21 protein-coding genes are annotated in these 24,710 nt (G+C 59.4%); 7 read left to right on the plus strand and 14 right to left on the minus strand.

The genetic code is table 11. From position 1 onward, the window contains the following. Positions 1–66: 66 nt before the first annotated feature. On the plus strand, positions 67–885 hold the full coding sequence (locus F8N62_RS20280; protein WP_150712348.1) for a hypothetical protein: 819 nt from the start codon (positions 67–69) through the stop codon (positions 883–885). Between the two features lie 45 nt (positions 886–930). After that, positions 931–1,593, plus strand: a complete 663-nt coding sequence (locus F8N62_RS20285) for a hypothetical protein (RefSeq protein ID WP_150712349.1) — start codon at positions 931–933, stop codon at positions 1,591–1,593. Positions 1,594–1,626: 33 nt separating this feature from the next. Here the strand turns inward: F8N62_RS20285 and F8N62_RS20290 are convergent, their stop codons facing one another. The 14 genes from F8N62_RS20290 to gcbA all read right to left on the minus strand — a co-directional run bounded on the left by F8N62_RS20290 (position 1,627) and on the right by gcbA (position 20,334). After that, positions 1,627–2,223: a MarC family protein gene (locus F8N62_RS20290; RefSeq protein WP_007937197.1), complete on the minus strand. Its 597-nt coding sequence runs from the start codon at positions 2,221–2,223 to the stop codon at positions 1,627–1,629. Positions 2,224–2,287: 64 nt separating this feature from the next. Next, complete coding sequence (locus tag F8N62_RS20295; RefSeq protein ID WP_150712350.1) at positions 2,288–5,065, minus strand: hybrid sensor histidine kinase/response regulator; 2,778 nt, start codon at positions 5,063–5,065, stop codon at positions 2,288–2,290. Positions 5,066–5,164: 99 nt separating this feature from the next. Beyond that, positions 5,165–6,460 carry a phosphoribosylamine--glycine ligase gene (purD, locus tag F8N62_RS20300; protein ID WP_150712351.1) on the minus strand — a complete coding sequence of 432 codons (1,296 nt, stop codon included), beginning with the start codon at positions 6,458–6,460 and terminating at the stop codon, positions 5,165–5,167. A 214-nt stretch (positions 6,461–6,674) separates the two neighbouring features. Then, complete coding sequence (gene purH, locus F8N62_RS20305; RefSeq protein WP_150712352.1) at positions 6,675–8,282, minus strand: bifunctional phosphoribosylaminoimidazolecarboxamide formyltransferase/IMP cyclohydrolase; 1,608 nt, start codon at positions 8,280–8,282, stop codon at positions 6,675–6,677. 81 nt (positions 8,283–8,363) lie between these two features. After that, complete coding sequence (fis, locus tag F8N62_RS20310) at positions 8,364–8,684, minus strand: DNA-binding transcriptional regulator Fis (RefSeq protein ID WP_007907419.1); 321 nt, start codon at positions 8,682–8,684, stop codon at positions 8,364–8,366. Continuing rightward, complete coding sequence (gene dusB / locus F8N62_RS20315; RefSeq protein ID WP_150712353.1) at positions 8,681–9,691, minus strand: tRNA dihydrouridine synthase DusB; 1,011 nt, start codon at positions 9,689–9,691, stop codon at positions 8,681–8,683. Before dusB ends, fis begins: the two co-directional genes overlap by 4 nt. A 185-nt stretch (positions 9,692–9,876) precedes the next feature. Further along, positions 9,877–11,115, minus strand: a complete 1,239-nt coding sequence (locus F8N62_RS20320; RefSeq protein ID WP_150712354.1) for a DUF3426 domain-containing protein — start codon at positions 11,113–11,115, stop codon at positions 9,877–9,879. A gap of 30 nt (positions 11,116–11,145) precedes the next feature. Continuing rightward, positions 11,146–12,024 carry a 50S ribosomal protein L11 methyltransferase gene (gene prmA / locus F8N62_RS20325; RefSeq protein WP_150712355.1) on the minus strand — a complete coding sequence of 293 codons (879 nt, stop codon included), beginning with the start codon at positions 12,022–12,024 and terminating at the stop codon, positions 11,146–11,148. Positions 12,025–12,279: 255 nt separating this feature from the next. After that, positions 12,280–13,638, minus strand: coding sequence for an acetyl-CoA carboxylase biotin carboxylase subunit (accC, locus tag F8N62_RS20330; protein WP_150712356.1), 1,359 nt, complete (start codon positions 13,636–13,638; stop codon positions 12,280–12,282). A gap of 17 nt (positions 13,639–13,655) precedes the next feature. Further along, positions 13,656–14,120 (minus strand): acetyl-CoA carboxylase biotin carboxyl carrier protein, encoded by a 465-nt coding sequence (gene accB / locus F8N62_RS20335; RefSeq protein ID WP_007947648.1) that lies wholly within the window; start codon positions 14,118–14,120, stop codon positions 13,656–13,658. Positions 14,121–14,168: 48 nt separating this feature from the next. After that, positions 14,169–14,621: a type II 3-dehydroquinate dehydratase gene (aroQ, locus tag F8N62_RS20340; RefSeq protein ID WP_017336343.1), complete on the minus strand. Its 453-nt coding sequence runs from the start codon at positions 14,619–14,621 to the stop codon at positions 14,169–14,171. A gap of 131 nt (positions 14,622–14,752) precedes the next feature. Next, a complete protein-coding gene (locus tag F8N62_RS20345) occupies positions 14,753–16,489 on the minus strand; it encodes a protein-disulfide reductase DsbD (protein ID WP_150712357.1) in 1,737 nt (578 codons plus the stop codon). Positions 16,490–16,664: 175 nt separating this feature from the next. Beyond that, a complete protein-coding gene (locus F8N62_RS20350) occupies positions 16,665–18,611 on the minus strand; it encodes a methyl-accepting chemotaxis protein (protein ID WP_150712358.1) in 1,947 nt (648 codons plus the stop codon). A gap of 52 nt (positions 18,612–18,663) precedes the next feature. Further along, positions 18,664–20,334 (minus strand): diguanylate cyclase GcbA, encoded by a 1,671-nt coding sequence (gcbA, locus tag F8N62_RS20355; protein WP_150712359.1) that lies wholly within the window; start codon positions 20,332–20,334, stop codon positions 18,664–18,666. A 323-nt stretch (positions 20,335–20,657) separates the two neighbouring features. Between gcbA and F8N62_RS20360 the strand changes: the two genes are divergently transcribed. From F8N62_RS20360 to F8N62_RS20380, 5 genes are all read left to right on the plus strand, one after another. Then, positions 20,658–21,809, plus strand: a complete 1,152-nt coding sequence (locus tag F8N62_RS20360; RefSeq protein ID WP_150712360.1) for a DUF2515 family protein — start codon at positions 20,658–20,660, stop codon at positions 21,807–21,809. Further along, positions 21,806–22,489 carry a hypothetical protein gene (locus F8N62_RS20365; protein ID WP_150712361.1) on the plus strand — a complete coding sequence of 228 codons (684 nt, stop codon included), beginning with the start codon at positions 21,806–21,808 and terminating at the stop codon, positions 22,487–22,489. Before F8N62_RS20360 ends, F8N62_RS20365 begins: the two co-directional genes overlap by 4 nt. A gap of 15 nt (positions 22,490–22,504) precedes the next feature. Then, positions 22,505–23,011, plus strand: coding sequence for an Hcp family type VI secretion system effector (locus F8N62_RS20370; protein WP_150712362.1), 507 nt, complete (start codon positions 22,505–22,507; stop codon positions 23,009–23,011). Continuing rightward, positions 23,008–23,484 (plus strand): hypothetical protein, encoded by a 477-nt coding sequence (locus F8N62_RS20375; RefSeq protein WP_150712363.1) that lies wholly within the window; start codon positions 23,008–23,010, stop codon positions 23,482–23,484. The genes F8N62_RS20370 and F8N62_RS20375 overlap by 4 nt, the downstream gene beginning before the upstream one ends. A gap of 155 nt (positions 23,485–23,639) precedes the next feature. Further along, positions 23,640–24,707: a DUF2333 family protein gene (locus F8N62_RS20380; protein WP_150712364.1), complete on the plus strand. Its 1,068-nt coding sequence runs from the start codon at positions 23,640–23,642 to the stop codon at positions 24,705–24,707. Positions 24,708–24,710 lie beyond the last annotated feature (3 nt).

Below are 24,710 nucleotides of genomic sequence, written 5' to 3' on the forward strand. Positions count from 1 at the left end.
CATGGATAGCGCGTTAGTTTTGATTCTCGCCCTTACGGCGTTCAACTAATTGAAAGGAATCTATAAATGACTGAAGTTATCAATCACAAAATCCCGCTGGCTGAACGTATTGCGTTAATCGAAGAATGCAATAAGTTAATTGGCCAACCGCGAACTCGTCGTTCGCTTGCATCTGCTCGTGCAGAACTGCCCATCGATAAAGATGAGTTGAATGCAGCCATTATGGGGACTGGTATTGCCGGTTTTGATGCGTCCATGTCCAAGCGAAGCAAACGCATCGTCAAGAATACCTATATGTATGCCGATCTTGTCGCCTTGCTCAAATTTCCAGGCAAAGGTCAGAAGGAGCAGCGTTACAACGAATTCATGAAGCTTATGAAGTTGGCTGGATGGTTTGTTTTCAGCGCACCTTACAATAAGTATCAAACCTCTTCCCAGAAGCTGACGATGGACAATGTGGCGCTGGGGATTTTGCATACTGCAGTGACCGCTGCAGTCAGTCAGGGTCAGGCGGCACTGAAAGTGCTCTCCACTGTCGCTGACGCGACCATGGAAGCGCTGAAGAATGAACCCGAGGCGCTGACATTGTTTGAAAACAACTCCAAAAAAGCCGAGGGCGGGAATTTCTGTATGTCGACTGCTTTGGAAGGTGCCGACGGCGATATCACCATGGCTATTGTAGCCGTTCAATATTTCGCCGCGGCACAACCGACCAAAGTGTTGTTCGTAGAGTGGAGCACTTCCAGCGTCGAGATCTATAACAGCGCGGCGCACATGCATATGGATGAAGAAGACTATTCGATGGTGGAGTCGCTTATTGTGAAGGCGCTGTCGGAAAATCGTCAAAAAGCACTCACCTACGAGTTTGGCAAGGCCAGAACTTGATTGAAGTCGGAGTGTTGAAACTCTGGCTTTACACCAGGAGGCGCAATGATTACAGCATCGAACTATAGCCCTTGTCTTTGTGCGGGTGCAGTTGTTCTGGTAGCAAACAAGTTGTCCGCCGCTGACCGGCAGGACGGTCTTGATTCACTGCTTTATTCGCAAACAGTTGCGTCTCGAAAGTTTCATGATTTTGCCGAGTTTGATCCCTGGATAAACGCCGGCAGGTCGGCAATGAAAACGTTGGGAGGAATGCTCCTCAGTGAGCCGGGCAACAGTTATCCAGTGTCCGATCGGGGCAGTTTTACGTTAGCGGATCTGGCGCAGGAGACATTAGGTAAGCTGGTGTCGTTGGATGCGCAACAGTCATTGAAAACCAGTCTGAACGCTTTGTCCCGGCGGCCTTTCGATCACCCCGAGAGCGCTTTGCTTCACGCGTTTACCGTGCAAGACCAGAAGCGCGTCCGGTTCAAGTTCGGCGTGATATCCCCCGGCGTTTCGATCACCTTTGCGGCGCTGTCCTTCGAGTACGACGATCACTTCGTGGGCAGCGTTCTTAGCCATCGGTTCCGTCACGAAACAGTGCTCGGTAACCTGTCGATCGCCGGATTCAAGGCCGTGGTGGAGCCGGAAGATTACGAGTATTCACGGGAGACCATCAGGTCGTTGCTCGGTGCCTCGCGGGTGGAACAGGTTATTAAATTAACTTGATGGAGCGGGGCGTGTAACGGATGGCGCGGGTCGCTACGGCACCAGATAACCCTTCACACCGGTAAAAATAATCTGCGCTGCCAACGCACACACAAACAACCCCATCAAGCGGCTGACAATCTGCAAGCCCTGGTCGCCGAGAATCCGCTCGATGCGGTTCGACAGGTAAAGCACCACGCCAACGGTGAAACTGGCCAGGGCGATGCTGAGGATGGCGGTGAGTTTGTCATCCCAGTGTGGCTGGCTCACGCCCATCACCAACAACGCACCGATGGTGCCTGGGCCGACCGTCAGGGGGATGGTCAGCGGGACGATGGTGACGTCCTGCTGCACGTTGTCGGTCTGGACGGCCGACTTGCCCTGCGCCATGCCCAGCGCCGAGATGAACAGCACGCTGCCGGCACCGATGCGGAATGCGTCGACGGTGATGCCGAAGACACTGAAAATCACCCGCCCGAACAGATACAGCAAGACGCTGGAGACCAACGTGGCCGTCGCCACTTTCCAGGCCAGGCGACGTTGTTCCTTGCGCGAGTAGCCGCGGGTCAGGCTGATGAAACAGGACAACACGAAGAACGGGCTGTAGAGCACCAGCATCTTCAGGTAAACGCTGAACAACACGTGGAGCATGGTGCGAGCTCACTGGCGAAGGAAGTCGTGGGGGAGTCTATCAGGCGTTGCGGGGTCTGTCGGCTCAGGACGTAGGCGCTGCTGCCCGGTTTTGCTGATCACGCTGGGCCACCCAGTGTTCGATCAGTTCGCGCAACTGCGACAGTTCAACCGGTTTGGCCATGTGCCCGTCCATGCCCGCCTGGCGCGCACGCTCTTTGTGCTCGGCGAGGATGTGCGCGGTCAACGCGACCACCGGGGTGCGGATTCGCTGGTTGCCGACTTCCCAGGCACGCAGTTGCTGGGTGGCCGAGAAACCGTCGAGGATCGGCATTTCACAATCCATCAACACCAGGTCGTAACGCTGGGCTTTCATCGCCTGCAGGGCTTCTTCACCATTGCTGGCGGTGTCCGGTTGCAGGTTGAGTTTTCCGAGCATGCCGCGAATCACTTTGGTGGAGATGCTGTTGTCTTCGGCCACCAGAATGCGGAAGTCGCTGGGGACCTTGATCGGCAGGGCAGGGCCGGCAGGCGCATGCTGCGAAACGGCAAGGCCCTTGTTGCGCTGGTTCAGTTCATCCGCCAGCGTGGTTTTGAGGGTGTAGCCGGCGACCGGTTTGGCGAGGATGCGCTTGATCCCGGAATTTCGCGCGATGATTTTGCTCGGCGCATTGCTGATGCCGGTGAGCATGATCAGCAGGATGTCGTGGTTCAGGCTCGGATCTTCCTTGATCTTCGCTGCCAACTGCATGCCGGTCATGCCGGGCATGTTCTGATCCAGCAGCACCACGTCGAAGTAATCGCGCAGGTGCGCTTTGGTGCGCAATAGCGCCAGGGCTTCTTTGCCGGACGGCACCGCACTGACATTCAGGCCCCAGGCGCTGCACTGTTGCACCAGCACCTTGCGGCAGGTGTCGTTGTCGTCGACCACCAACACCCGCGCACCTTGCAGCGGGCCATCGAGGTCCGAGGTCGGGTGTTCGAGTCGATCAGGGTCCAGCGGCAAGGTCAGCCATAACGTGCTGCCCTGGTGAGTGCCGCTCTTGATGCCGAATTCCCCTTGCATCAAACGGATCAACTGGCGAGCGATCACCAGGCCAAGGTTGCCGCCCAGACGGGTGGCCGAGAGAAAGTTCTTGCTGTGCAATTCGGCGTGCATCAGCGCATCGCGCTCTTCGGCGTCCATCGGTTCGCCGCTATCCTGCACGGCAATCCGCAGACGCGGTTTGGCACTGCGCTCGTCGAGCGCAACGACGATCAGGATTTCGCCCTCGTCGGTTTTTTTCAGCGCGTTTTCCAGCAGGCTCAGCAGCGTCTGGCGCAGGCGTGTCGGGTCACCGCTGATGACGCGCGGCACTTGCGGCTGGATAAAGCTGATCAGTTCGACGTTTTGCTGTTCGGCCTTGGCGCGGAAGATACTCAGGCAGTCCTCGATCAGCGCGTTGAGGTCGAACTGCACGTCATCCAGTTCGATCTGCCCGGACTCCAGTTTGGAGATGTCGAGAATCTCGTTGATCAGGGTCAGCAGTTCGTTGCCGGCGCTGTGGATGGTTTGCACATAGTCGCGCTGTTTAACCGACAGCGGCGTGCCCAACAGTAGCTCGGTCATGCCCAGCACGCCATTCATCGGGGTGCGGATTTCGTGGCTGATCTTCGCCAGGAATTCGGCCTTGGCATTGATTTCGGCGTTACTGGCGGCGAGGTCGCGGCTGACGCTGAATCGGTCTTCAGTGATGCTGCGCTGACGTTCACTCAGGGCAATGCTCATCAACAGCCCGCTGATACAGATGAAGACCAGCAGAGCGGTGATCAGGCCTTGTGGCTCGATCAGCGTCAGCCCGAGCAGGGCCGGGAGGATAATCAGCGTACCCATGTTGAACACCGCCATCGCGGCCACAAACCAGCGCGCGGGGCGATAGCCTTTTTGCCAGTGCCAGGCGCTGACGAACAACATGCTCAGGCCGGCGAGTGCGACCAGCGCATAGGTGATGATGTTCAACGGCAGGGTGTTGACGAACAGCAGCAGCAGGCCACAGATGGTAATGAACAGGGTGTCGCCCAGCAGCAGCTTGTTCAGCGGGTGCGGACCGAGCGGGGCGAAGAAGCGGTAGGCAAATATCAATCCGCACGGCGCGGTCATCAGCAAGGCGAGGTAGGCGCCCGGCGCTTGCACCGCGTGCCAGTCCGGCAACCATGGCCCGGCCAGGTTCAGCAGCAATGCCACGCTCGTCATCAGCAATGCTTCACAACCGGCCAGCCACAGACTGCTGCGTGATCGGGTGTAGGCGTAACGGATCAGGTTGTGCAGGATCAGCATGCCGATACAGCCGAACAACAGACCGTAGATCAGTGTCTGGGTCTGATTGGCAGCGGTCAGGATCGCCGATTGCAGGGTGATGTAAGGCCGCATCTGGTGTTCGGACACCAGGCGCAGGTAAACGTCGAGGGGTTTGTCGCTTTGCGGCAGCGGCAACATGAAGTCGCTGTTGGGCAATGGGCGTTCAACCTGAGGCTGTTCGGTGCCGGTGTGCAACTGGTCGATCAGCTTGTCGCCGTCCAGCACATACAGGTTGAGGTGAGACAGGTCGGGAGCAAACACCCGCAACAATTGCTCGTGCTTGCCGGGTGCCAGTCTGAAACGCAGCCATAGCGCACCGCCGGGCTCGGCCGCGGTTAGGCGTTCGAGTTCGATGGGGCTGAATTGATTGGTGTAGCGAGTGGAGCGGATGTCGCTGAGTTGCAGGTCGCCCTGATCGTCGAGCAATACCGCCCAGCCACTGCCCTGCGCGGCCTGAGCCGCAAGCGCGCAGAGCAATGTCAGCAGCGTGACAGTGAAACCTATGGCAATCCTGAGCCAGCGCACGGCGAAATCCCTTCGTAGGTTGATGCCAGATTACAACTATGCGCGGCGCCGGAATAGTCGGGCAAGGGGCTGAAACCCTTGCCCGACAGAATGAAGCGCTTATTCCTGATTTTCGCCACGCTCGCGGGCAATGGCGCGGTAGCCAATGTCCTTGCGATAGAAACAGCCTTCCCAGTCTATCTTCGCCGCCAGCTTGTAAGCCTGCTGCTGAGCAGCATCGACGCTGGCGCCCATCGCAGTGGCGCAGAGTACCCGACCACCGGCCGTCACTACTTTGCCGTCCTTGAGCGCAGTACCGGCGTGAAAGACTTTGCCTTCCAGTGCCGCGGCTGCATCCAGACCGTTGATCGCCACGCCTTTAGCGTAGTCGCCAGGATAGCCGCCTGCTGCCAGCACAATGCCGACGCTCGGGCGGGGATCCCATTGCGCTTCGACCTTGTCCAGTGCTTGCGCCAGGGCCGCTTCGACCAGCAATACCAGGCTCGACTGCAAGCGCAGCATAACCGGTTGGGTCTCAGGGTCGCCGAAACGGCAGTTGAATTCGATAACTTTTGGGTTACCAGCCTTGTCGATCATCAGGCCGGCGTAGAGGAAACCGGTGTAAACGTTGCCTTCCTCGGCCATGCCGCGCACGGTCGGCCAGATCACCAGGTCCATCACACGCTTGTGCACTTCACTGGTGACCACCGGGGCCGGGGAGTAAGCCCCCATGCCGCCGGTGTTCGGGCCGGTGTCGCCATCGCCGACGCGTTTGTGGTCCTGGCTGGTGGCCATCGGCAGGACGTTCTTGCCGTCGACCATGACGATGAAGCTGGCTTCCTCGCCGTCGAGGAACTCTTCGATGACCACGCGCGAACCGGCGTCGCCGAAGGCATTGCCGGCGAGCATGTCGCGCACGGCGTCTTCGGCTTCGGCCAGGGTCATGGCAACAATCACGCCTTTACCGGCGGCCAGGCCATCGGCCTTGATCACGATCGGTGCACCTTTTTCACGCAGATAAGCCAGGGCCGGCTCGATCTCGGTGAAGTTCTGGTAGTCGGCGGTCGGAATCTTGTGACGCGCGAGGAAGTCCTTGGTGAACGCCTTCGAACCTTCCAGCTGCGCGGCACCGGCGGTCGGGCCGAAGCAGTCCAGACCACGGGCGCGGAACAGATCGACGACGCCGGCCACCAGCGGTACTTCCGGGCCGACGATGGTCAGGGAAACGTTCTTTTCGGCGAAGTCTGCGAGTTGCTCGAGCGCGAGCACATCGATAGCGACGTTTTCGCACTTGGCTTCAATGGCGGTGCCCGCATTGCCGGGTGCCACGAAAACTTTCTGCACGCGCGGATCCTGAGCCACTTTCCACGCCAGGGCGTGTTCACGGCCACCGCTGCCAATGATCAAAACATTCATTTCAAAAACCTCGAAAATCTGTGAAGGAGCTGTAGGAGCTGTAGGAGCTGTAGGAGCTGTAGGAGCTGTCGAGTGAAACGAGGCTGCGATCTTTTGATTTTGCTTTAAAAAAACCAGATCAAAAGATCGCAGCCTCGTTTCACTCGACAGCTCCTACGTGCTCCTACGTGACCTACGTGACCTACGTGCTCCTACCTAAGGAAGGCGCGGTGGATTAATGACGGAAGTGGCGCATGCCGGTGAACACCATGGCGATGCCGGCTTCGTCGGCCGCGGCAATCACTTCGTTGTCACGCATCGAACCGCCTGGCTGGATCACCGCGGTGATGCCGACCTTTGCCGCATTGTCCAGGCCGTCGCGGAACGGGAAGAACGCGTCGGATGCCATGACGGAACCCGCCACCTGCAAACCAGCATGTTCAGCCTTGATCGCGGCAATTCGTGCCGAGTTCACACGGCTCATCTGGCCGGCGCCGACACCGATGGTCTGACGGTTCTTCGCGTAGACAATGGCGTTGGACTTGACGTACTTGGCGACTTTCCAGGCGAAGATCAGGTCGTGGATTTCCTGTTCGGTCGGAGCGCGTTTGGTCACGACTTTCAGGTCATCGGCGCCGATCATGCCGATGTCGCGGCTCTGGACCAGCAAACCGCCGTTGACGCGTTTGTAGTCCCAGGCAGCGGCGCGATCAGCCGACCACTCGCCGCAGGCCAGCAGGCGCACATTGGCTTTTGCCGCGACGATGGCGCGGGCTTCTTCGCTGACGCTTGGGGCAATGATCACTTCGACGAACTGACGCTCGACGATGGCCTTGGCGGTTTCAGCATCCAGCTCGCGGTTGAACGCGATGATGCCGCCGAATGCCGATTCGGTGTCCGTGGCATAGGCCAGTTCATAGGCCTGACGGATGCCGCCTTCAGCGTCCGGGCTCACGGCAACGCCGCACGGGTTGGCGTGCTTGACGATCACGCAAGCTGGCTTGACGAAGCTCTTCACGCACTCCAGCGCGGCGTCGGTGTCGGCCACGTTGTTGTACGACAGCTCTTTGCCTTGCAGTTGGGTCGCGGTGGCGATGCCCACTTCGGCAGGCTTGGCTTCCACGTAGAACGCCGCGCTCTGGTGCGGGTTCTCGCCGTAACGCATTTCCTGAGCCTTGATGAACTGGCTGTTGAAAGTGCGCGGGAATTCGCTGCGACCTTCGGTGCTGAGGGTGTCAGCAGCCTGGTTCACGGTGCCCATGTAGTTGGCGATCATGCCGTCGTAGGCGGCGGTGTGTTCGAACGCCTTGAGCATCAGGTCGAAACGCTGAGCGTACGTCAGGCCGCCGGCCTTGAGGCCTTCGAGGACGCTGGCGTAGTCGCTGGCATTCACCACGATGGCCACGTCTTTGTGGTTCTTGGCGGCGGAGCGGACCATGGTCGGGCCGCCGATGTCGATGTTTTCGATAGCGGTCGGCAGGTCGCAGCCTGGCTTGTTGATGGTGGCTTCGAAGGGGTACAGGTTGACCGCCACCAGATCGATCGGCTTGATGCCGTGCTCGTTCATGATCGCGTCATCGATACCGCGACGACCGAGGATCCCGCCGTGGATTTTCGGGTGCAGGGTTTTCACCCGACCGTCCATCATTTCTGCGAAACCGGTGTAATCCGCGACTTCCACCGCGGCAACACCGTTGTCGCGCAGCAGCTTGAACGTTCCGCCGGTGGAGAGGATCTCGACGCCCAGGGCTTCTAGCTCTTTGGCGAATTCGAGGATCCCGGTCTTGTCGGAAACGCTGATCAAGGCGCGGCGGATCGGCAGGCGGGTAGTCTGGTCGGTCATTTCAATTTCCATCAAAAGCAAAGGAGTCAGCAAAAAAGGCGACCGTTTTTACGCGGGCGCCTTTCTGGTTTGATTGAATGCTTACAGCAAATCGTACTGCTTGAGTTTCTTGCGCAGCGTGCCCCGGTTCAGCCCGAGCAGCTCGCTGGCCTTGGTCTGGTTGCCCTTGACGTAGTTCATCACGCACTCGAGCAAGGGCGCCTCGACTTCGGAGAGCACCAGGTTGTACACATCCGTGACGGCAGCGCCCTCAAGGTGGGCGAAATAATTGTGCAGCGCTTTCTCGACACTCCCGCGAAGGGTCTGACCTTCTTCGCTCGGCGTATTGAGGTGCTGTTTCAAATTCACGTTGTCGCTCACGGGTGTTGTTCCACTCACTAAAGTCTCGGTCATCATCGTCATGCGGCCACCCACTCTCCGTCCCCTGTCAGGCTCTTATAACGTTCGGCGAAGAAGCCCTGAACGTTGGCGCATTGTGCTTCCGTATCTTCCAAACGATTGAAGTGGGCGCGAAACTCCCTGGCGCCCGGCAAGGTTGCGAGATACCAGCCCACATGCTTCCGAGCGATGCGGACACCCATGACGTCTCCATAGAAGACGTGCAGCGCGGCCAGATGCTCTAGCAGAATGCGTTCCACCTCGATCAATGCCAGCGCCGGGAGTTTTTCGCCGGTACGCAGAAAATGATCGATCTCACGAAAAATCCATGGCCGCCCCTGGGCTGCCCGGCCTACCAACAGGCCATCGGCACCGGTCGCGTCGAGCACGTACCGGGCCTTCTCGGGTGAATCGATATCGCCATTGGCGAAGACCGGCATCGACACCGCCTGCTTGATCGCGGCGATGGTGTCGTACTCGGCTTCACCGGTGTACAGATCGGCACGGGTGCGGCCATGCACCGCCAACGCTGTAATGCCTGCCTGCTCGGCGATCTTCGCCACCGTCAGGCCGTTCTTGTTGTCCCGGTCCCAGCCGGTACGGATCTTCAAGGTGACCGGCACATCAACCGCGGCCACGACGGCCTGCAGGATCTCGGTCACCAATGCTTCATCCTTCAACAGTGCGGAACCGGCGGCCTTGTTGCAGACCTTCTTCGCCGGACAGCCCATGTTGATGTCAATAATCTGCGCGCCCAGTTCGACGTTGGCCCGTGCCGCATCCGCCAGCATCTGTGCGTCACCACCGGCGATCTGCACCGAGCGTGGCTCGGGATCGCCTTCGTGGATCATGCGCATGCGCGACTTGCGGGTGTTCCACAAACTCATGTCGCTGGTGACCATTTCCGAGACTACGAGCCCTGCGCCCAGTCGCTTGCACAGCTGACGAAAGGGCTGGTCGGTGACGCCCGCCATGGGGGCGAGAATCAAGCCGTTGTGCAATGTATATGGACCGATGCGTACCGCCGACATAGGACTTCCCTGTTGTGGGGCCGGATCATGAGAGTTCGAAAAAGGGTTGGCATGATACCCGCTCTCGATGACTGGATAAAGGCTGAATTGAACAAAATCTGAACAGTTATTCTGTTATCGCCAGCAGTTTGGTGTGAGCGGTCTCTGTCAGAAATGTGCCGTCAAACCCGTAACACTGAACCGTTTCACTCGGGCGAATGAAAGCTCAGGCTGTAGTTCACGGCTTTGGCGCCTGGATCGAGGATATCCAGGGCGATGTGGATAGGCGTTTGCGGCGGCATTTCTGCCATGCCTTCAAGGTCGCCGCTGAGGTACTCGCCGGGTTTGAAGCGACGGCTGGCGATCAAATGACCGTTAAGGTCGGCAAAACGCAGTTCCAGCAACGGGAACGGCTGGGAGAATGGCGCACGGTTATAGATGATCGCATCCACCACCAGCGCACCGTTGAATTCCGGATGGCTGCGGACCACAAGGTTGCTGCTTTTGATTTTCGCTATGTCGACTTTCGACGGCACGGTGCAGCCGATTTGCGGGCACAGTTGCTGAAACCACGGGCGGTACTGGTCCTGGCGCGCCAATTCATCGAAATGGTAGGCGACGTATTGGCCGACGAGCGCACCTGCACCCAGCAGGATCAACAGCAACCAGAACAGCCGGCGGCCCCAGGGCGAGCGACGCTGTTGCCAGTCGAGTTGCAGCGGGTCGTCGGTCAGGTCTTGCAGGGCCTCGACTCGTTCGGTCGATTCGCTGCGTTCATGGCGCTTGCGCAGGGGCGCGATCGAAGGCAGGTCGTCGTCGAAATCGTCGCTGGCGGCGGACGCCGACAAGCGTTCGTGATGGAGCGGGGCATCGAGCGGATCGTTCAGGCGCAACTGCGGCGGCTGAGGTTCGTCGTCCGGTTCCACGGGTTCAAGCGACAGTGACAGGGACGGTTCGGTGCGCGAAGGTTTGCTCGGCTCGAGGATCGGCTCTGGCGTGACCGCTTGTTCGGCCGCTTCGGCGCGATCGGCAGCCGATTCGCTGAACAGGCTGTCGGACCACGGTTCTTCGTCGTGCTCAGCGGTATCCCGGCGGGCACTCAGGCTGTCTTCGCGGTGGCGGCTGAATTCGGTGGTCGGCTGGATTTCCCGTTGTTCGAGCCGGGCGAGTTCTTCGTCCAGGTCGAGACTGTCGAGGTCCAGCTCGGCGGCGGTCCATTGCTTCTGGCTGATGGCCCGATGTTCCGGTTCCGGCACTTCGGCGATGGCTGGAGCAACCGGTGTGATCGCTTCTTTGCCGGCCTGTTCAAGCAATTGCCTGGCGGCATTGAACACTTGCAGGCACGAGCCACAACGAACCACCCCGCGGGCCACATTCAATTGAGCATGGCTGACGCGGAAACTGGTTTGACAATGCGGGCACTGGGTGACGAAGCTGTCGGTCATGCGGCGATCCGGAGTATGCAGGCGCTCATTCTAGCGCCGACGGCCAGTGATGCGCACCCAGCCATCGCGATTGGCTATCGGGTCCAGATCGAAGTCCCGGGCGTAGGCCTGGGCAACCTCTTCACCTTGTTCGGCGAGGATGCCGGACAGGGCAAGACGACCGCCCGGCTTGACCAGGCTGGACAGTTGCGGTGCCAGAGACACCAGCGGGCCGGCAAGGATGTTGGCCACCAGTACGTCGGCCTGAACCTGCGGCAGATTCTCCGGCAGATACAGCGGGAACAGTGCTTCGGCAATATTGTTGCGCCCGGCGTTGTCACGGGACGCTTCCAGCGCCTGCACGTCGATGTCGGTGCCAACGGCCTCTTTGGCGCCCAGCAGCAGGGCGGCAATGGCCAGAATCCCGGAGCCGCAGCCGAAGTCCAGCACGTTGCAGTCTTTCAGGTCCTGGCCGTCGAGCCATTCCAGGCACAGCGCGGTGGTCGGGTGCGTGCCGGTGCCGAACGCGAGGCCCGGGTCGAGCAACAGGTTAACCGCGTCCGGTTCTGGCGCGGCGTGCCAGCTCGGCACGATCCACAGGCGCTGACCAAAACGCATCGGCTGGAAACCGTCCATCCAGCTGCGTTCCCAATCCTGGTCTTCGATGACTTCGCTGTGATGCTCGGGCAATGGGCTGCCGGTCAGCAGCTCAAGGTGCGCCAGTACGCTGGCGGCTTCGGTGCCGCCTTCAAACAGGGCCAGCAGGTGGGTGTGCGACCACAGCGGGGTGGTGTTGAGTTCCGGCTCGAAGATCGGCTGGTCTTCGGCGTCCATGAACGTCACCGAGACGGCGCCCACTTCAAGGAAAGCGTCTTCGTAGGTTTCGGCTTGTTCTGGGCTGATGGCGAGACGGACTTGCAGCCAAGGCATGGCGGGCACCTTTGAAAAATATTGATTGCAGCCTAGCGGGCTGCGAGAAGCGCGCAAGTTTACGCGAGCGCAACGCAGAAGACGACCATGGGGGCAGGTCGACTTCGGGGTGATGCCGAAAAGATCGCAGCCTTCGGCAGCTCCTACATTAGAGCAGGCGCACACCCTGTAGGAGCTGCCGAAGGCTGCGATCTTTTGATTTACCCAGAAACAACAAAGCCGCTCGAAAGCGGCTTTGTTGGTCTGGATCACAGACTAGTGCTTGTCGCCAGCCAGTTTGTGTTCCAGGTAGTGGATGTTGATTCCACCTTTGCAGAAGCCTTCATCGCGGACCAGGTCGCGGTGCAGCGGGATGTTGGTCTTGATCCCGTCGACCACGATTTCGTCCAGCGCATTGCGCATGCGCGCCAGGGCTTCGTCACGGGTTGCGCCGTAGGTGATCAGCTTGCCGATCAACGAATCATAGTTCGGCGGAACGGCATAACCGCTGTACAGGTGCGAATCGACGCGTACGCCGTTGCCGCCTGGTGCGTGGAAATGCTTGACCGTGCCTGGGCTCGGCATGAAGGTTTTCGGGTCTTCGGCGTTGATCCGGCATTCCAGCGCGTGACCGCGGATGACGACGTCATCCTGGGTGAACGACAGCTTGTTGCCAGCGGCGATGCTGAGCATCTCCTTGACGATGTCGATGCCGGTGACCATTTCCGAAACCGGATGCTCAACCTGAACGCGGGTGTTCATTTCGATGAAATAGAACGCGCCGTTCTCGTACAGGAACTCGAAAGTGCCCGCGCCACGGTAGTTGATGTCGATGCACGCCTTGACGCAGCGAGCGAGGACTTCAGCACGTGCTTTCTCGTCGATGCCCGGTGCCGGCGCTTCTTCGAGAACCTTCTGGTGACGGCGTTGCAGCGAGCAATCGCGGTCGCCCAGATGGATAGCACTGCCCTGACCATCGGAAAGCACCTGGACTTCCACGTGACGTGGGTTGGTCAGGAATTTTTCCAGATAGACCATCGGGTTGCCGAACGCCGCGCCAGCTTCGGTGCGGGTCAGCTTGGCGAAGGAGATCAGGTCTTCTTCTTTATGCACAACGCGCATGCCGCGACCACCACCGCCGCCAGCGGCTTTGATGATCACCGGGTAACCGACTTCGCGACCGATGCGCAGCGCGGTTTCTTCGTCTTCCGGCAGCGGGCCGTCAGAGCCCGGAACGGTGGGAACACCGGCCGCGATCATGGCGTGCTTGGCCGATACCTTGTCGCCCATCAGGCGAATGGTGTCGGCTTTCGGGCCAATGAAAGCGAAGCCGGAGTTCTCGACCTGCTCGGCGAAATCAGCGTTTTCCGCAAGGAACCCGTAGCCTGGGTGAATGGCGGTAGCGCCGGTCACTTCAGCGGCGGCGATGATGGCCGGAATGTGCAGGTAAGAGTGAGCAGCTGACGCCGGACCGATGCAGACCGATTCGTCTGCCAGGCCCAGGTGCATCAGCTCTTTGTCAGCCTTGGAGTAAACGGCGACGGTCTTGATGCCCATCTCTTTGCAGGCACGCAGGATCCGCAGTGCGATCTCACCGCGGTTGGCGATCAGAACTTTTTCCAACTTCGCAGTCATCAAAGTTTCTCCGCGGTTCAAACGATGGTGAACAGCGGTTGGTCGTACTCAACCGGCTGGCCGTCTTCGACGAGGATGGATTCGATCACACCGCTGGTCTCGGCTTCGATGTGGTTCATCATCTTCATCGCTTCGACGATGCACAGGGTGTCGCCTTTCTTCACGGTCTGGCCGACTTCAACGAAGGACGGCGAGCTTGGCGAAGATTTGCGATAGAAGGTGCCGACCATCGGCGAACGGGCAACGGTGCCGTTCAGAACAGGTGCAGCCGGAGCAGCAGGAGCGGCAGCGGCGGCAACCGGAGCAGCAGCGACAGGCGCTGGAGCCGGAGCGTGCATTGGAGCCGGTGCGTAGTACTGCTGAGCCGGTGTCTTGCTGTGGCGGCTGATGCGTACGGACTCTTCGCCTTCCTTGATCTCGAGCTCGTCGATGCCGGACTCTTCCAGCAATTCGATCAGTTTCTTAACTTTACGGATATCCATGAATCATCAACTCCCAAGGGTCGGTCAGGGGCGTTTAACGCTTGTTGTTCAAGCCGTTGCCTGTCTTTCAAGCTGCTCTAGTGCGGCCTCCAGGGCCAGTCGATAACCGCTGGCGCCAAGGCCGCAGATCACTCCCACCGCTACGTCGGAGAAGTAAGAGTGATGGCGGAAAGGTTCGCGTTTGTGCACGTTAGACAAATGCACTTCGATGAATGGGATGCTCACCGCCAGCAGCGCGTCACGTAATGCGACACTTGTGTGTGTAAAAGCTGCTGGGTTGATCAGAATGAAGTCCACACCTTCGCTGCGGGCAGCGTGGATGCGGTCGATCAATTCGTACTCGGCGTTGCTTTGCAGGTGCAGCAAATGATGGCCGGCTTCCCGCGCACGACGCTCCAGGTCCTGGTTGATCTGCGCCAGCGTCGTCGCGCCGTAGGTGCCCGGTTCGCGGGTGCCGAGCATGTTCAGGTTGGGGCCGTGCAAAACCAGTAAGGTCGCCATCTGCTGTTCCTTGTGATCTGTGTGCAAGTGTCAGAACCCGGCGACTATGCCGCAAAGCCTTTGTGACTGTCCAGTTCTATGCAATAGCCAGCACGATGGCCGATGTTTGCGCGAGATATGTGACCGGGTGATTAAATCCGGTCATTTGCTTTCGCGACACGTTCGGCGAAGTCCTGCGCGTTGATCTCGCCGATCACGCGAACATCGGCGCGTTCGACGCCGTCCTTGCCGAAAAACATCAACGCCGGTGGGCCAAACAATTGGTAGCGGTCGAGCAGGGCACGTTGCTCGGTGTTACTGGCGGTGATGTCGAAGCGGATCAGGCGATAGCCTTGCAATTGCTCGAGCACCCGGGCGTCGCTGAGCACTTCGCGTTCGATGACTTTGCAACTGATGCACCAGTCGGCATACCAGTCGAGCAGCAGCGGGGTGGCGGAGGACCGGGCGTCGGCGAGCACGCGATCCAGTTCGGTTGGCGTGGTGATGGTCTGCCAGTCGCCGGTCTTTTGCGGTTGCTCGTTGCCGCTGACGATGCGCGGCTGGCCAATTGGATTGAGTAAATCGGTCTGGCCACTGAACGCGCCGTACCAGCACGCCAGCGCGTAAAACAGCAGGAACATGCCGAGTAACTGGCCCAGACGTTTTCGCGGAGGTTTGTAGACGAACTCCAGCGCGCCGAGGAACAAACCGACGCCCGCCGCCAGCAAACCAATCAGCAGCAAGGTGATCTGCCCCGGCATTACGCGGCTGAGCAGACCGATGGCCAATCCCAGCAACAGCACGCCAATCGCGTTTTTCACATAGATCAGCCACGGCCCGCTTTTCGGCAGCCAGGCCGCGCCGCCGGTGGCCACCAGCAACAGCGGTGCGCCCATGCCGAGGCCGAGCATGAACAGTTTCAGTCCGCCGCCCAGCGCATCGCCGCTGGCGCTGATGTACAGCAGCGCGCCGGCCAGCGGTGCCGAGACGCAAGGTGAAACCAGCAAGCTGGAAACCACGCCCAACACCGCCGCACCCCACAACGAGCCCCCTTCGGTGCGACCGGCGATGCGATCCAGCCGGCTGCTGATGGCGTGCGGCAACTTCAGTTCGAAGACGCCGAACATCGCCAGGGCAAACACTGCAAAAAACATCGCGAACGGCACCAGCACCCAGGCCGATTGCAACCGCGCCTGAAGGTTGAGCTGCGCGCCGAACATTCCCATCAATGCACCGAGCAAGGCGAAACAGGCTGCCATCGGCAGTACGTAGGCCAGCGACAGATTGAAGCCGCGCAAGCCTCCGACCTGGCCGCGCAACACCACGCCGGACAGGATCGGCAGCATCGGCAGCACGCAAGGGGTGAAGGTCAGGCCAAGGCCGGCGAGGAAGAACAGCGCCAGTTCACGCCAGCTCCAGTTTTTTGCAGTGCCAGAGCCCTCAATGCTCAGCCGTTCGGTCTCGGGCGGATAGCACAGACCTTTGTCGGCGCAACCTTGATACGTCACTGCCAGGGTGAAGGCCCGTTGATCGGTGCGCGGCAGCTCTACCTCGATGATCTCGTGGTAAACCTCGACGTCGCCGAAGTACTCGTCATGCTTTTGTTCGCCTTTAGGCAACTGCGCCGCGCCAAGCGCGACATCCGCGGGATCGGCGCGAAACTGGAAGCGATGGCGATAGAGGTAGTAGCCCTCGGTGGCGACGAAGCGCAGTTTGATCGATTGCGGCGTGCTGTCTATCAGGCTCAGTTGAAAGGCTTCGCGCACCGGCAGGAAGTCGGCGCTGTTGTTGATCGAGCCGAGGGTGGCGCTGGGTCGGCTTTCCAGCAACCCGGCGGCGGTGGCCGGAAGAGTGAGCACTAAGAACAGCAGGCAGAGCAAACGGCGCATGACGATCTCGCGTATCGGAGGTGGGGGCATGATAGCTGAGTGCGCGATGCAGGGATCTACTCTGGCCCCTGTAGGAGCTGCCGCAGGCTGCGATCTTTGCTTTTGATGCGGCGCCATTTTCTGGAGACTAGATCAAAAGATCGCAGCCTGCGGCAGCTCCTACGGGGGATTGTTGTCAGACGCGGAAGGCCTGAACGGCCGTATGCAGGCGCCCACCCAACACTAACAGGTGCTCGCCTTGCTCGCGTCCCTCGCCAATGCGCAGCAAGTTATCCCCACCCAATTGGTGAATCCGCTCACTGTGATCGCGAATTTCACTGACGGCGCCGCTCTGCTGAGCCGTGACGTCGGCGATACGTACGGCGGTGTCGGCGATGGTCTGAATCGCCCCGACGATTTTATCCAGCGCGCCGTCCGCAGCCTGCGCCTGATTGGCCGTCGCTTCAGCGTGTTCGACTTGCGCGCGCATGCCTTCCACCGATTGCCGCGCCGCCGTTTGCAGCCCGGCAATCAAGGTCTGGATTTCGGCCGTAGCCCCGGCCGTGCGTTGCGCCAAGGACCGAACCTCTTCCGCCACGACGGCAAAGCCGCGACCCATTTCCCCGGCGCGGGCCGCTTCAATCGCCGCGTTCAGCGCCAGCAGGTTGGTCTGGTCGGCAATCGAGCGGATCACCGTGAGCACGCCGCCGATGGTTGCCGATTCCTCCGCCAGGTGTTCGATCATCTGTGCATTGCCTTGCACTTCACCCACCAACGCATGCAGACCGGTGAGGCTCAAGCCGATGACTTTCTGACCATGTTCCACCGCCAGTCCGGCATGGCGACTGGCGTCGGCGGCCTGACTGGCATCGCCGGCGACTTGCTGAATGGTCGCCTCCAGTTCACCGAGGGAGTCACGGATCAGCGCCGTGTCACCCGCCTGATGCTCGGCACCGCTGTGCAAGTCATGACTCAATTCCGCCAGGGTCCGGCTGCTGCCGGCAACCTGTTCGGCGTTCAGCCGAATGGTCCCCACCAGATCGACAAGGTAGGCGCGCAGACGATTGAGCGAGGCCTGGATGTCATGCAGTTCGCGATTGGTTTTGCCCAGTTCAATGTCGCGGCTGAAATCGCCCTCGGCCCAGGTCGACAGGGCGGGCGCGAGATTCGTCAGCGTGCGGGCCAGGCGTCGTTGCAGGGTGTCGATGAGCAAGGCGATCAACAGGATCAGGCCGATCATCAACCCTTGCATCAACCGTACTTCGCTCTGGATGTGCCCGTGCTGGGCGCGGACCACCGGCTCCAGCCCGGCGATGGCCTGCTGTACTGCAGCGATTTTCAGGTGAGTCGCGGCGCTGAGGTCGGCGCGTTTCTGGATCTGCTCGCGGGTGCGCGCAAGCTCCGAGGGGTAGCGGGTCAGCAGGCTTGTGAGTTCGCGCTTGAGTCCGACACCGGCATCTTCGGCGACGGCTGTTTCGGTGTTCTCCAGGCCCATCATCGCGGCGAAATCGTCGGTGCCCGACTCGGTTTTGCTGGTAACGCCCAACAGCGGCAGAGCGTTCAACACTTCGGCCTGAGCCCGGATGTTGGTGACTTCGCGCTCCACATCGGCGGCCAGCTCGCTGCGACCGCTGCTGACCAGTTTGTCCCGGGCCAGGGATAGTTTGCCTAAGTGCTGGGAGGCGGCCAGTAGAGGCGTCAGATACGTCGCATTACCGCTGGCGTATTGGCTGAGCTGATCAAGGCTGGCGCCGAGCTCGCGTTCAGCTTGCAACAGCAATGCCTGTGGATCGCCCGCGAGTTTGCCGGCGGCCAGCAGGTCGGTTTTGCTGAATTCACTGAGGTTCGTCAGGCTGGGGCGCAAGGTGTCGGCCAATGCGGGCGGCAACTCTCCCAGTTCCTTTTGCAGCGCGTCGATGGCCTGACTGGCACTGCTGAGGCGCAGTGCGTCACCGCTGGCGAGGTAATCCTCGACGTTGCGCGCCACTTCATTCTGGAATTGTTGCGACAACCCCAAGTAGCGCTCCATCAACAGATACGGGCGTTCGAGGGCTTTTTGCGACCACCAGAGTGTGGCGCCGAGGGCCACGCACACGGCGACTAAAAGAAGGGTGTTGAGATTGGTCAGCAGTTTCAGGCGCATCGTGGGACTACCAACGGCAGAATGGTAAGCCCCTGAAGTTATTGCGGTTCTGTTACAGGGTTATGACCGAATGAGTCGAATCCGATGAAAAAGTGGCACTTTGCTTTGACGCTCGCGAGGTCTGTACGCGGTTGCGCCCGGCGTGCTTGGCGCGGTACAGCGCCTCGTCCGCCTGGCTCGCCATCATCAGGCTGTCGGAGTCTTCATGAAATTCCACCACCCCGGCGCTGAACGTACACCAAAGGTCCTGGGGTTGAGCGGGGTAGTGAATTTCCGCAAAACGCTGGCGAATTTCATCGAGAACGCCGTAGGCCGCTTCGATGTCGGTGTCCGGCATGACGATGGCGAACTCTTCGCCGCCGTAACGGCCGATGAAATCGCTCTTGCGCAAACGCTGTTTGAGAAACAGCGCCAGGCTTTTGATCACGCGGTCGCCCATCGGGTGGCCGTGGCTGTCATTGACCCGCTTGAAGTGGTCGATGTCGAGCATCGCAAAACTCAGCGGCTTGCTTTCGCGACGGGCGCGGAAGCTGCAGTCTTCGAGTAATTGCAAAATGTGCGTGTGGTTGTACAACCCGGTGAGGCTGTCGCGGACCATCCTTGCTTTCAGGTTGCGCGCGCGAGCCGCGCGGTTACGCACGGTGGTGATCAGGTGCCGGGGCTTGATCGGTTTGGTCAGGAAGTCATCGCCGCCCTCGCTCATGGCGTCGAGTTGCTTGTCCAGGTCGTCTTCGGCCGACAGGTAAATGATCGGCACGCTGACATAGCGGTCGTTGTGGCGAATCACCTTCGCGAGTTCGGTGCCGGTGCAGGCTGGCATGTACATGTCGAGGATGATCAGGTCGGGCTGGAAGTCTGCGAGCTCAGCCATGGCCTGAATAGGCTCGATCAAGGTCCGCGTGACGATGCCCGCGCTGTTCAGCAGGCGTTCGGTGTGCAAGGCCTGGGCGCGAGAATCGTCGATGATCAACACTTTATAAGGTTCGTACTGCGCGACGCAGGTCAGGACTTCGATTTTTTCCAGCAGGCTCGAGGCTTCCAGAGTGCCGGTCAAGAACTCCTGGCCGCCGGCGCGCACGGCGGCGAGGCGGGTCGGCGTGTCGGTCTCGTGCAAGCTGAAGAACAGCAGTGGCAACGGTTCATCCAGACCCACTTGAGCTTCGGCGGCCAATTTCAGGCCGACGCCCGGACCGCTGAAGTCCACGTCCATCACGATCGCGGCGGGCAAGCGTTCAACCATCGATGTGCGAAACGCAGCCACGCTGTCCAGCGATTGGGCGCTGAGCCCGAAAAACTCAAGCTGCTTGGCCAGACGCTCGGCCCGGTCGTGGTCCTGCAGCATCACGTAGATCGGCTTGCGCAGGGGCGGCAGGAAGGTTTGTTCGAGTTGATCGCCATGACGCAGGCCAGTGCGCGACAGGCGCTGCATCAAGCGGTTGAGGTCGGTGATCAGGCCGCTGCTCAGGCGTCCGCGATTGGCATCGACAGCCTCCAGCGACTGGCCGATGTAGCGCGCCAGCTGCGTGTGTTCGGGTTGTTCGAAGCGCTCGGCGAATCGCAGCAGGCGCAGGTTGGCCTCGCTCAATTCCGCGAGGTCGGTGGAAGACCACTCACTGCGTTGCAAGCGCTGCCAGATCTCAAGAATTTGACGCGCCTGATGAATTACCCGCTGGGCAAAATGGTGCTTGAGACGCTCACGGCTGGGGTCTTCTGACTCGGTCATATCCTGACTACTAGTTAGGGTGCATGCTGAGGTCGACTGGTGGCTCTATGCTAGCACCTCTTTTCAGTGGGATGAGTGTCGTACGTCAATAATCTGCACGAAGGTGCCATTCAGTTTGTGACTGGTCGGTCTGAACTCTGGTTGGTGAGTTGCACATGCCCCGTGGCCGGGGCGTTTCAGCGCTTGGTTGGTCTTTTTGTATGAAAACTCTGTAACCCCGGCGAGTCTTGGCAGTCAGGCAATTCCGATTTTTCGTCTGCCTGATTCGCGGCGGATTTCGGCTGGTAGGGTTCAGGGATTCCCCTAGACGCTGTCTGCCAATCATGACCCAGTGTTTCAAAGAACAACCCTGTGACGGGCAGCTCCTCAACCACAACAGCACGCCAGTTGATGAGTGTGAGTGTAAAGAGATGGAGCTTTATGGCAGCAGGATGCTGGTTACTGATGTGCCGATTCTTACTTGCGCGTGCCTGTGGCGGCATTACCAGCGTGCGGCGGAAGAAATCGTTGCGCCAGACGGCGTTCTGATCGCTGATCCGGTGGAGCGCAATCGGGTGATCAATGCGGCTTACGCCCGACTTTGGCTGCACGACTCAAGATTTCAGTGGGCCGGGCTGGCGGCGTTTGCCTCCAAGCAGGTGGGATGCGGGTTACTGCATGCGGCAGACAGTATCGAGCTTATTCGCGAGGAACAAAAAACGCGGGAGCGTATGCGCGATGGTCGCCGTGAGTTCGGTTTGTTAACGCCGGACAGGATGGCCGGGCAGGCGGATGAGTTACGTGAATATAAGGAAGCGGATGCACGTAATCCGGTGCCCTCTGTGGATTTTCGTTCTGGTGGGGCGGAGCTATCGCTGGCGCAGCAACAGTTCCAGCATGTGCACGACATGATGGCGCTGGGGAATACCACGCTGTTTCTGGATGTTTTTCCGTTGCATGAGTTTTATGCGAAGCGTGGATTGAAGGAGTTGAAGAAGTGTTTAAAAGCGCGTGAAACAATTTATGGACATCCAAAGTTTCCGGTACTTTGGCCAGTGGGTCAGGAACGGCTCGCGTTTGGGCAGTTTTACACCGAAATTATCCTGGCCTTTGAGGCAATCGAGGCCGGCGACATAGCTAGAAGCGTGGAGCTTTTGGCGTGGCATGAGCAGCTCAATATTCTCCAACCAACCATTTATGAAGATCGGCAACTGATTACGTTGCTGCGCACCAACCATGCATCCTACGTGACCGGTTTTCCATCCGGTGTCGCTCAAGCTATCGAGTTGACACTCACCAGCCAATGCCCGCGTGTCGATGATGATCGTACTATCGAGTTTGACAGCAACCCGCTGGCTGATTTGTCAGACATCAAACAGAGAATGACATTCGTGCTCCGGGCAGCAGCACGCTTTGATCACATGCTCAACGATTACAACCGTACCGCATTGGTGCAATCGATCAACGAGATCGCGGCGGGCGGAGTAAATCTGTGAGTCTGTGGCAGCGTCGTTCCTATTTACTTCATGGTGCAGGCCTGCTGGTTCTGGCTGTATTGATGGTAGCCGCCATGCGCCAATTGCAGCAGCCTCTTTGGGATGACCCGGAAATTGCTTTGGAAATAGGCGGGACATATGAAGAAATGCGCAAAAACTCCACCGCCCCTTTCAGTCCACTGATACGCGGACATGTCTGGGGCGGAATTCCCGAGACCGATGCTCGCTTGCGATTTATCGACCCGCAATATGGATTTGATACGCCTTTAGCTCGCTTTTTCGCGGTTACATTCAACGACAACGTCATTGAAGCCGTTCGTATGTCGCCGCAGGTAGAACCATTACTGGTAGACGACGCACTGAAGGTCGTTCTTGACCTGCAAGACCAATTGCGCGCTAAAGGTTGGGTGGCGAAGGGGCTGCGGAACAACCCCACGATCGTCGATACCCCTGAGTGGCGGGCATATCTGAGCAAAGGAATATTGCACGGACGATCCTACTGGCAAACCGGCGATAAGTATCAGGTCTCGCTGGTAGTGGGTCGCTTCAAGGATTACCGAAACCCCACCGAAGAACGCTACCTCATCACTCTCGCACTCGCCAAACCCTGGACGCCCTTTGACGAAATCGAAGACATGTACGACGAACCCTCGCACTTCCCCGCCCCACAACCCAAATAAAAAAGGAGCGCCACCATGCCTACCCCCGCCTTCATGACCCTCCACGGCGAACGACAAGGCCCGATCAGCGAAGGCGCCTTCACCGAGGCGTCGGTGGGCAACACCTACCAAAAGGGGCGTGAGGACCAAATCATGATCCAGGCCTTGAGCCACGGCATTTTCGTGCCAAAAGGCGCGGGCGCAGGCCGTCGGATGCACAAGCCCTTGATCATCACCAAGACCATCGACAAGGCGACACCGCTGATCAACAACGCTTTATGTTCTGGAGAGTTGCTGAAAATATGCCGCGTCGAGTGGTATCGCACTTCGGCCCAGGGCATCCAGGAACACTTCTACTCTATGGAACTGGAAGACGCGCTGATCATCGGCGCGGAAGTGCTCATGCCTCATTGTCAGGATCCCGGCACCGCTCATATCACTCAACTGGAGAAGGTCCACTTCAGTTACCGGCGGATTTATTGGCGGCATGAGATCAGCCGCACCATGGGCTCCGACGAATGGAGCGCGGAAGGATACGCATGAGGCTGGTCAATCAACGCGATCTCTCCGAATTAGAGCGCGAGCATGCCTATTCCAGAGAAGAAGCGCAGGACCATGTGCGTCAGGCGCTGGTTGATCGACAGCCTATTGAGGGCCTTGAGACCTTGCGCGCCGAACTGCTGATCAATATCGACAGTGAAGTGCTGGAGCAATTAGAGCGGGGCGAGTGGTGGTTGATCCGCGCCGAGGCTGACTTCGTCGAATGGCGGCTGCCGATGCGTGCTTTTGATCCGGTGGTGTTGGAAATGATGAGAAACCCGCCCGTGCAGCCCAAGCGATCACCCAGACTCTTCCGTCTTTGCGTTAGCGTAACGGGCGCGCCGCTGGAGCAGTATCAGTACATTGCGACGGTGGACGGCGACAGTGCCCAGCGTCGAACCGACGAGTTGGGTATCGCCCATCTCTTCACGCCCGCCGAGGTGCAGGGGATTTCAATGAAGGTCATAGCCGTCTAGTTTGCGCATGGCCACTTGAGCGCATAAACAACCGGTTGTCACACCCACAGACGCTAATTTTTCCGGATAACCCCGACGGCGGGTGCCGGGCAAAGGCACGTTGTTGTATGGTTGTGGTCGAACCGATGAACTCAAGTGATTGAAAGGATATCGCCATGCTGGACTGGAAGAATCGCGCGGGCAGCGCGCCTGAACGTGCCGCGGAACCGAAATCGGCCACCCGCAGTTACATCGGTGGCCTGTTGTTCAGTCGGGCGCTGGCCACGCTGATTGGTCTTTATCTGCTGGTTGCGATTGCGCTCGGCTGGTATTGGAGCCAGGAGCCGGCGCTGTTCCCGGTGCAACAGAATGCCCAGGTGGCTGCCGAGCAAGAAGGCAAGCAGATGGTCATCGGCTACACCACGGTGGAAACCCTCAAGACCGTCGCCGATACCTTGCTGACCAAGCCGGGTGGCTATATTTCCAACGACCGTTTCCCGCCGGGCCTGTGGATGGACAACACGCCGAGCTGGGAATATGGGGTGCTGGTCCAGGTCCGCGACCTGACGCGTGCGCTGCGTAAAGACTTCGCCCGCTCGCAATCGCAGTCGGCCGAAGACTCCGATCTGGCGAAAGCCGAGCCGCGTTTCAACTTCGACAACAAGAGCTGGGTGCTGCCCTCCAGCGAATCCGAGTATCAGGAAGGCATCAATTCCCTGAGCCGTTATCAGGCGCGCCTGTCCGACCCTTCACAGAAAAACGCACTGTTCTACGCTCGCGCCGACAACCTGAACAACTGGCTGGGCGATGTGGGCACCCGTTTGGGTTCGCTGTCGCAACGGCTCTCGGCCAGCGTGGGTCGGGTCAAGCTCAATACCGCGCTGAAAACCGAAGTCGTCGCGCCGGGTCAGGTGCCACAGGTTGACGAGGAAATCGTCGAAACCCCATGGATGCAGATCGATAACGTGTTCTATGAAGCCCGCGGTCAGGCCTGGGCCTTGTCCCATTTGCTGCGCGCCATCGAAGTCGACTTTGCCGATGTACTGGCGAAGAAGAACGCCACGGTCAGCGTGCGCCAGATCATTCGTGAGCTGGAAGCCTCGCAAGAGCCGGTCTGGAGCCCGATGATCCTCAATGGCAGCGGCTTCGGCGTACTGGCCAACCACTCGCTGGTCATGGCCAACTACATCTCCCGGGCCAACGCCGCAGTGATCGATTTGCGTCAACTGCTCAATCAGGGCTGAGTC

It is taken from the genome of Pseudomonas fluorescens, from assembly GCF_902497785.1.
Classification (GTDB): Bacteria; Pseudomonadota; Gammaproteobacteria; order Pseudomonadales; family Pseudomonadaceae; genus Aquipseudomonas; species Aquipseudomonas fluorescens_BO.

What these genes read in the sequence shown, in the direction of transcription:
- F8N62_RS20280 (WP_150712348.1), top strand. Translation starts at nt 67, where the DNA reads ATGACTGAAGTTATCAATCACAAAATCCCGCTGGCTGAACGTATTGCG.
- F8N62_RS20285 (WP_150712349.1), top strand. Translation starts at nt 931, where the DNA reads ATGATTACAGCATCGAACTATAGCCCTTGTCTTTGTGCGGGTGCAGTT.
- F8N62_RS20290 (WP_007937197.1), bottom strand. Translation starts at nt 2,223, where the DNA reads ATGCTCCACGTGTTGTTCAGCGTTTACCTGAAGATGCTGGTGCTCTAC.
- purD (WP_150712351.1), bottom strand. Translation starts at nt 6,460, where the DNA reads ATGAATGTTTTGATCATTGGCAGCGGTGGCCGTGAACACGCCCTGGCG.
- purH (WP_150712352.1), bottom strand. Translation starts at nt 8,282, where the DNA reads ATGACCGACCAGACTACCCGCCTGCCGATCCGCCGCGCCTTGATCAGC.
- fis (WP_007907419.1), bottom strand. Translation starts at nt 8,684, where the DNA reads ATGACGATGATGACCGAGACTTTAGTGAGTGGAACAACACCCGTGAGC.
- dusB (WP_150712353.1), bottom strand. Translation starts at nt 9,691, where the DNA reads ATGTCGGCGGTACGCATCGGTCCATATACATTGCACAACGGCTTGATT.
- F8N62_RS20320 (WP_150712354.1), bottom strand. Translation starts at nt 11,115, where the DNA reads ATGACCGACAGCTTCGTCACCCAGTGCCCGCATTGTCAAACCAGTTTC.
- prmA (WP_150712355.1), bottom strand. Translation starts at nt 12,024, where the DNA reads ATGCCTTGGCTGCAAGTCCGTCTCGCCATCAGCCCAGAACAAGCCGAA.
- accC (WP_150712356.1), bottom strand. Translation starts at nt 13,638, where the DNA reads ATGACTGCGAAGTTGGAAAAAGTTCTGATCGCCAACCGCGGTGAGATC.
- accB (WP_007947648.1), bottom strand. Translation starts at nt 14,120, where the DNA reads ATGGATATCCGTAAAGTTAAGAAACTGATCGAATTGCTGGAAGAGTCC.
- aroQ (WP_017336343.1), bottom strand. Translation starts at nt 14,621, where the DNA reads ATGGCGACCTTACTGGTTTTGCACGGCCCCAACCTGAACATGCTCGGC.
- F8N62_RS20345 (WP_150712357.1), bottom strand. Translation starts at nt 16,489, where the DNA reads ATGCGCCGTTTGCTCTGCCTGCTGTTCTTAGTGCTCACTCTTCCGGCC.
- F8N62_RS20350 (WP_150712358.1), bottom strand. Translation starts at nt 18,611, where the DNA reads ATGCGCCTGAAACTGCTGACCAATCTCAACACCCTTCTTTTAGTCGCC.
- gcbA (WP_150712359.1), bottom strand. Translation starts at nt 20,334, where the DNA reads ATGACCGAGTCAGAAGACCCCAGCCGTGAGCGTCTCAAGCACCATTTT.
- F8N62_RS20360 (WP_150712360.1), top strand. Translation starts at nt 20,658, where the DNA reads ATGACCCAGTGTTTCAAAGAACAACCCTGTGACGGGCAGCTCCTCAAC.
- F8N62_RS20370 (WP_150712362.1), top strand. Translation starts at nt 22,505, where the DNA reads ATGCCTACCCCCGCCTTCATGACCCTCCACGGCGAACGACAAGGCCCG.
- F8N62_RS20375 (WP_150712363.1), top strand. Translation starts at nt 23,008, where the DNA reads ATGAGGCTGGTCAATCAACGCGATCTCTCCGAATTAGAGCGCGAGCAT.
- F8N62_RS20380 (WP_150712364.1), top strand. Translation starts at nt 23,640, where the DNA reads ATGCTGGACTGGAAGAATCGCGCGGGCAGCGCGCCTGAACGTGCCGCG.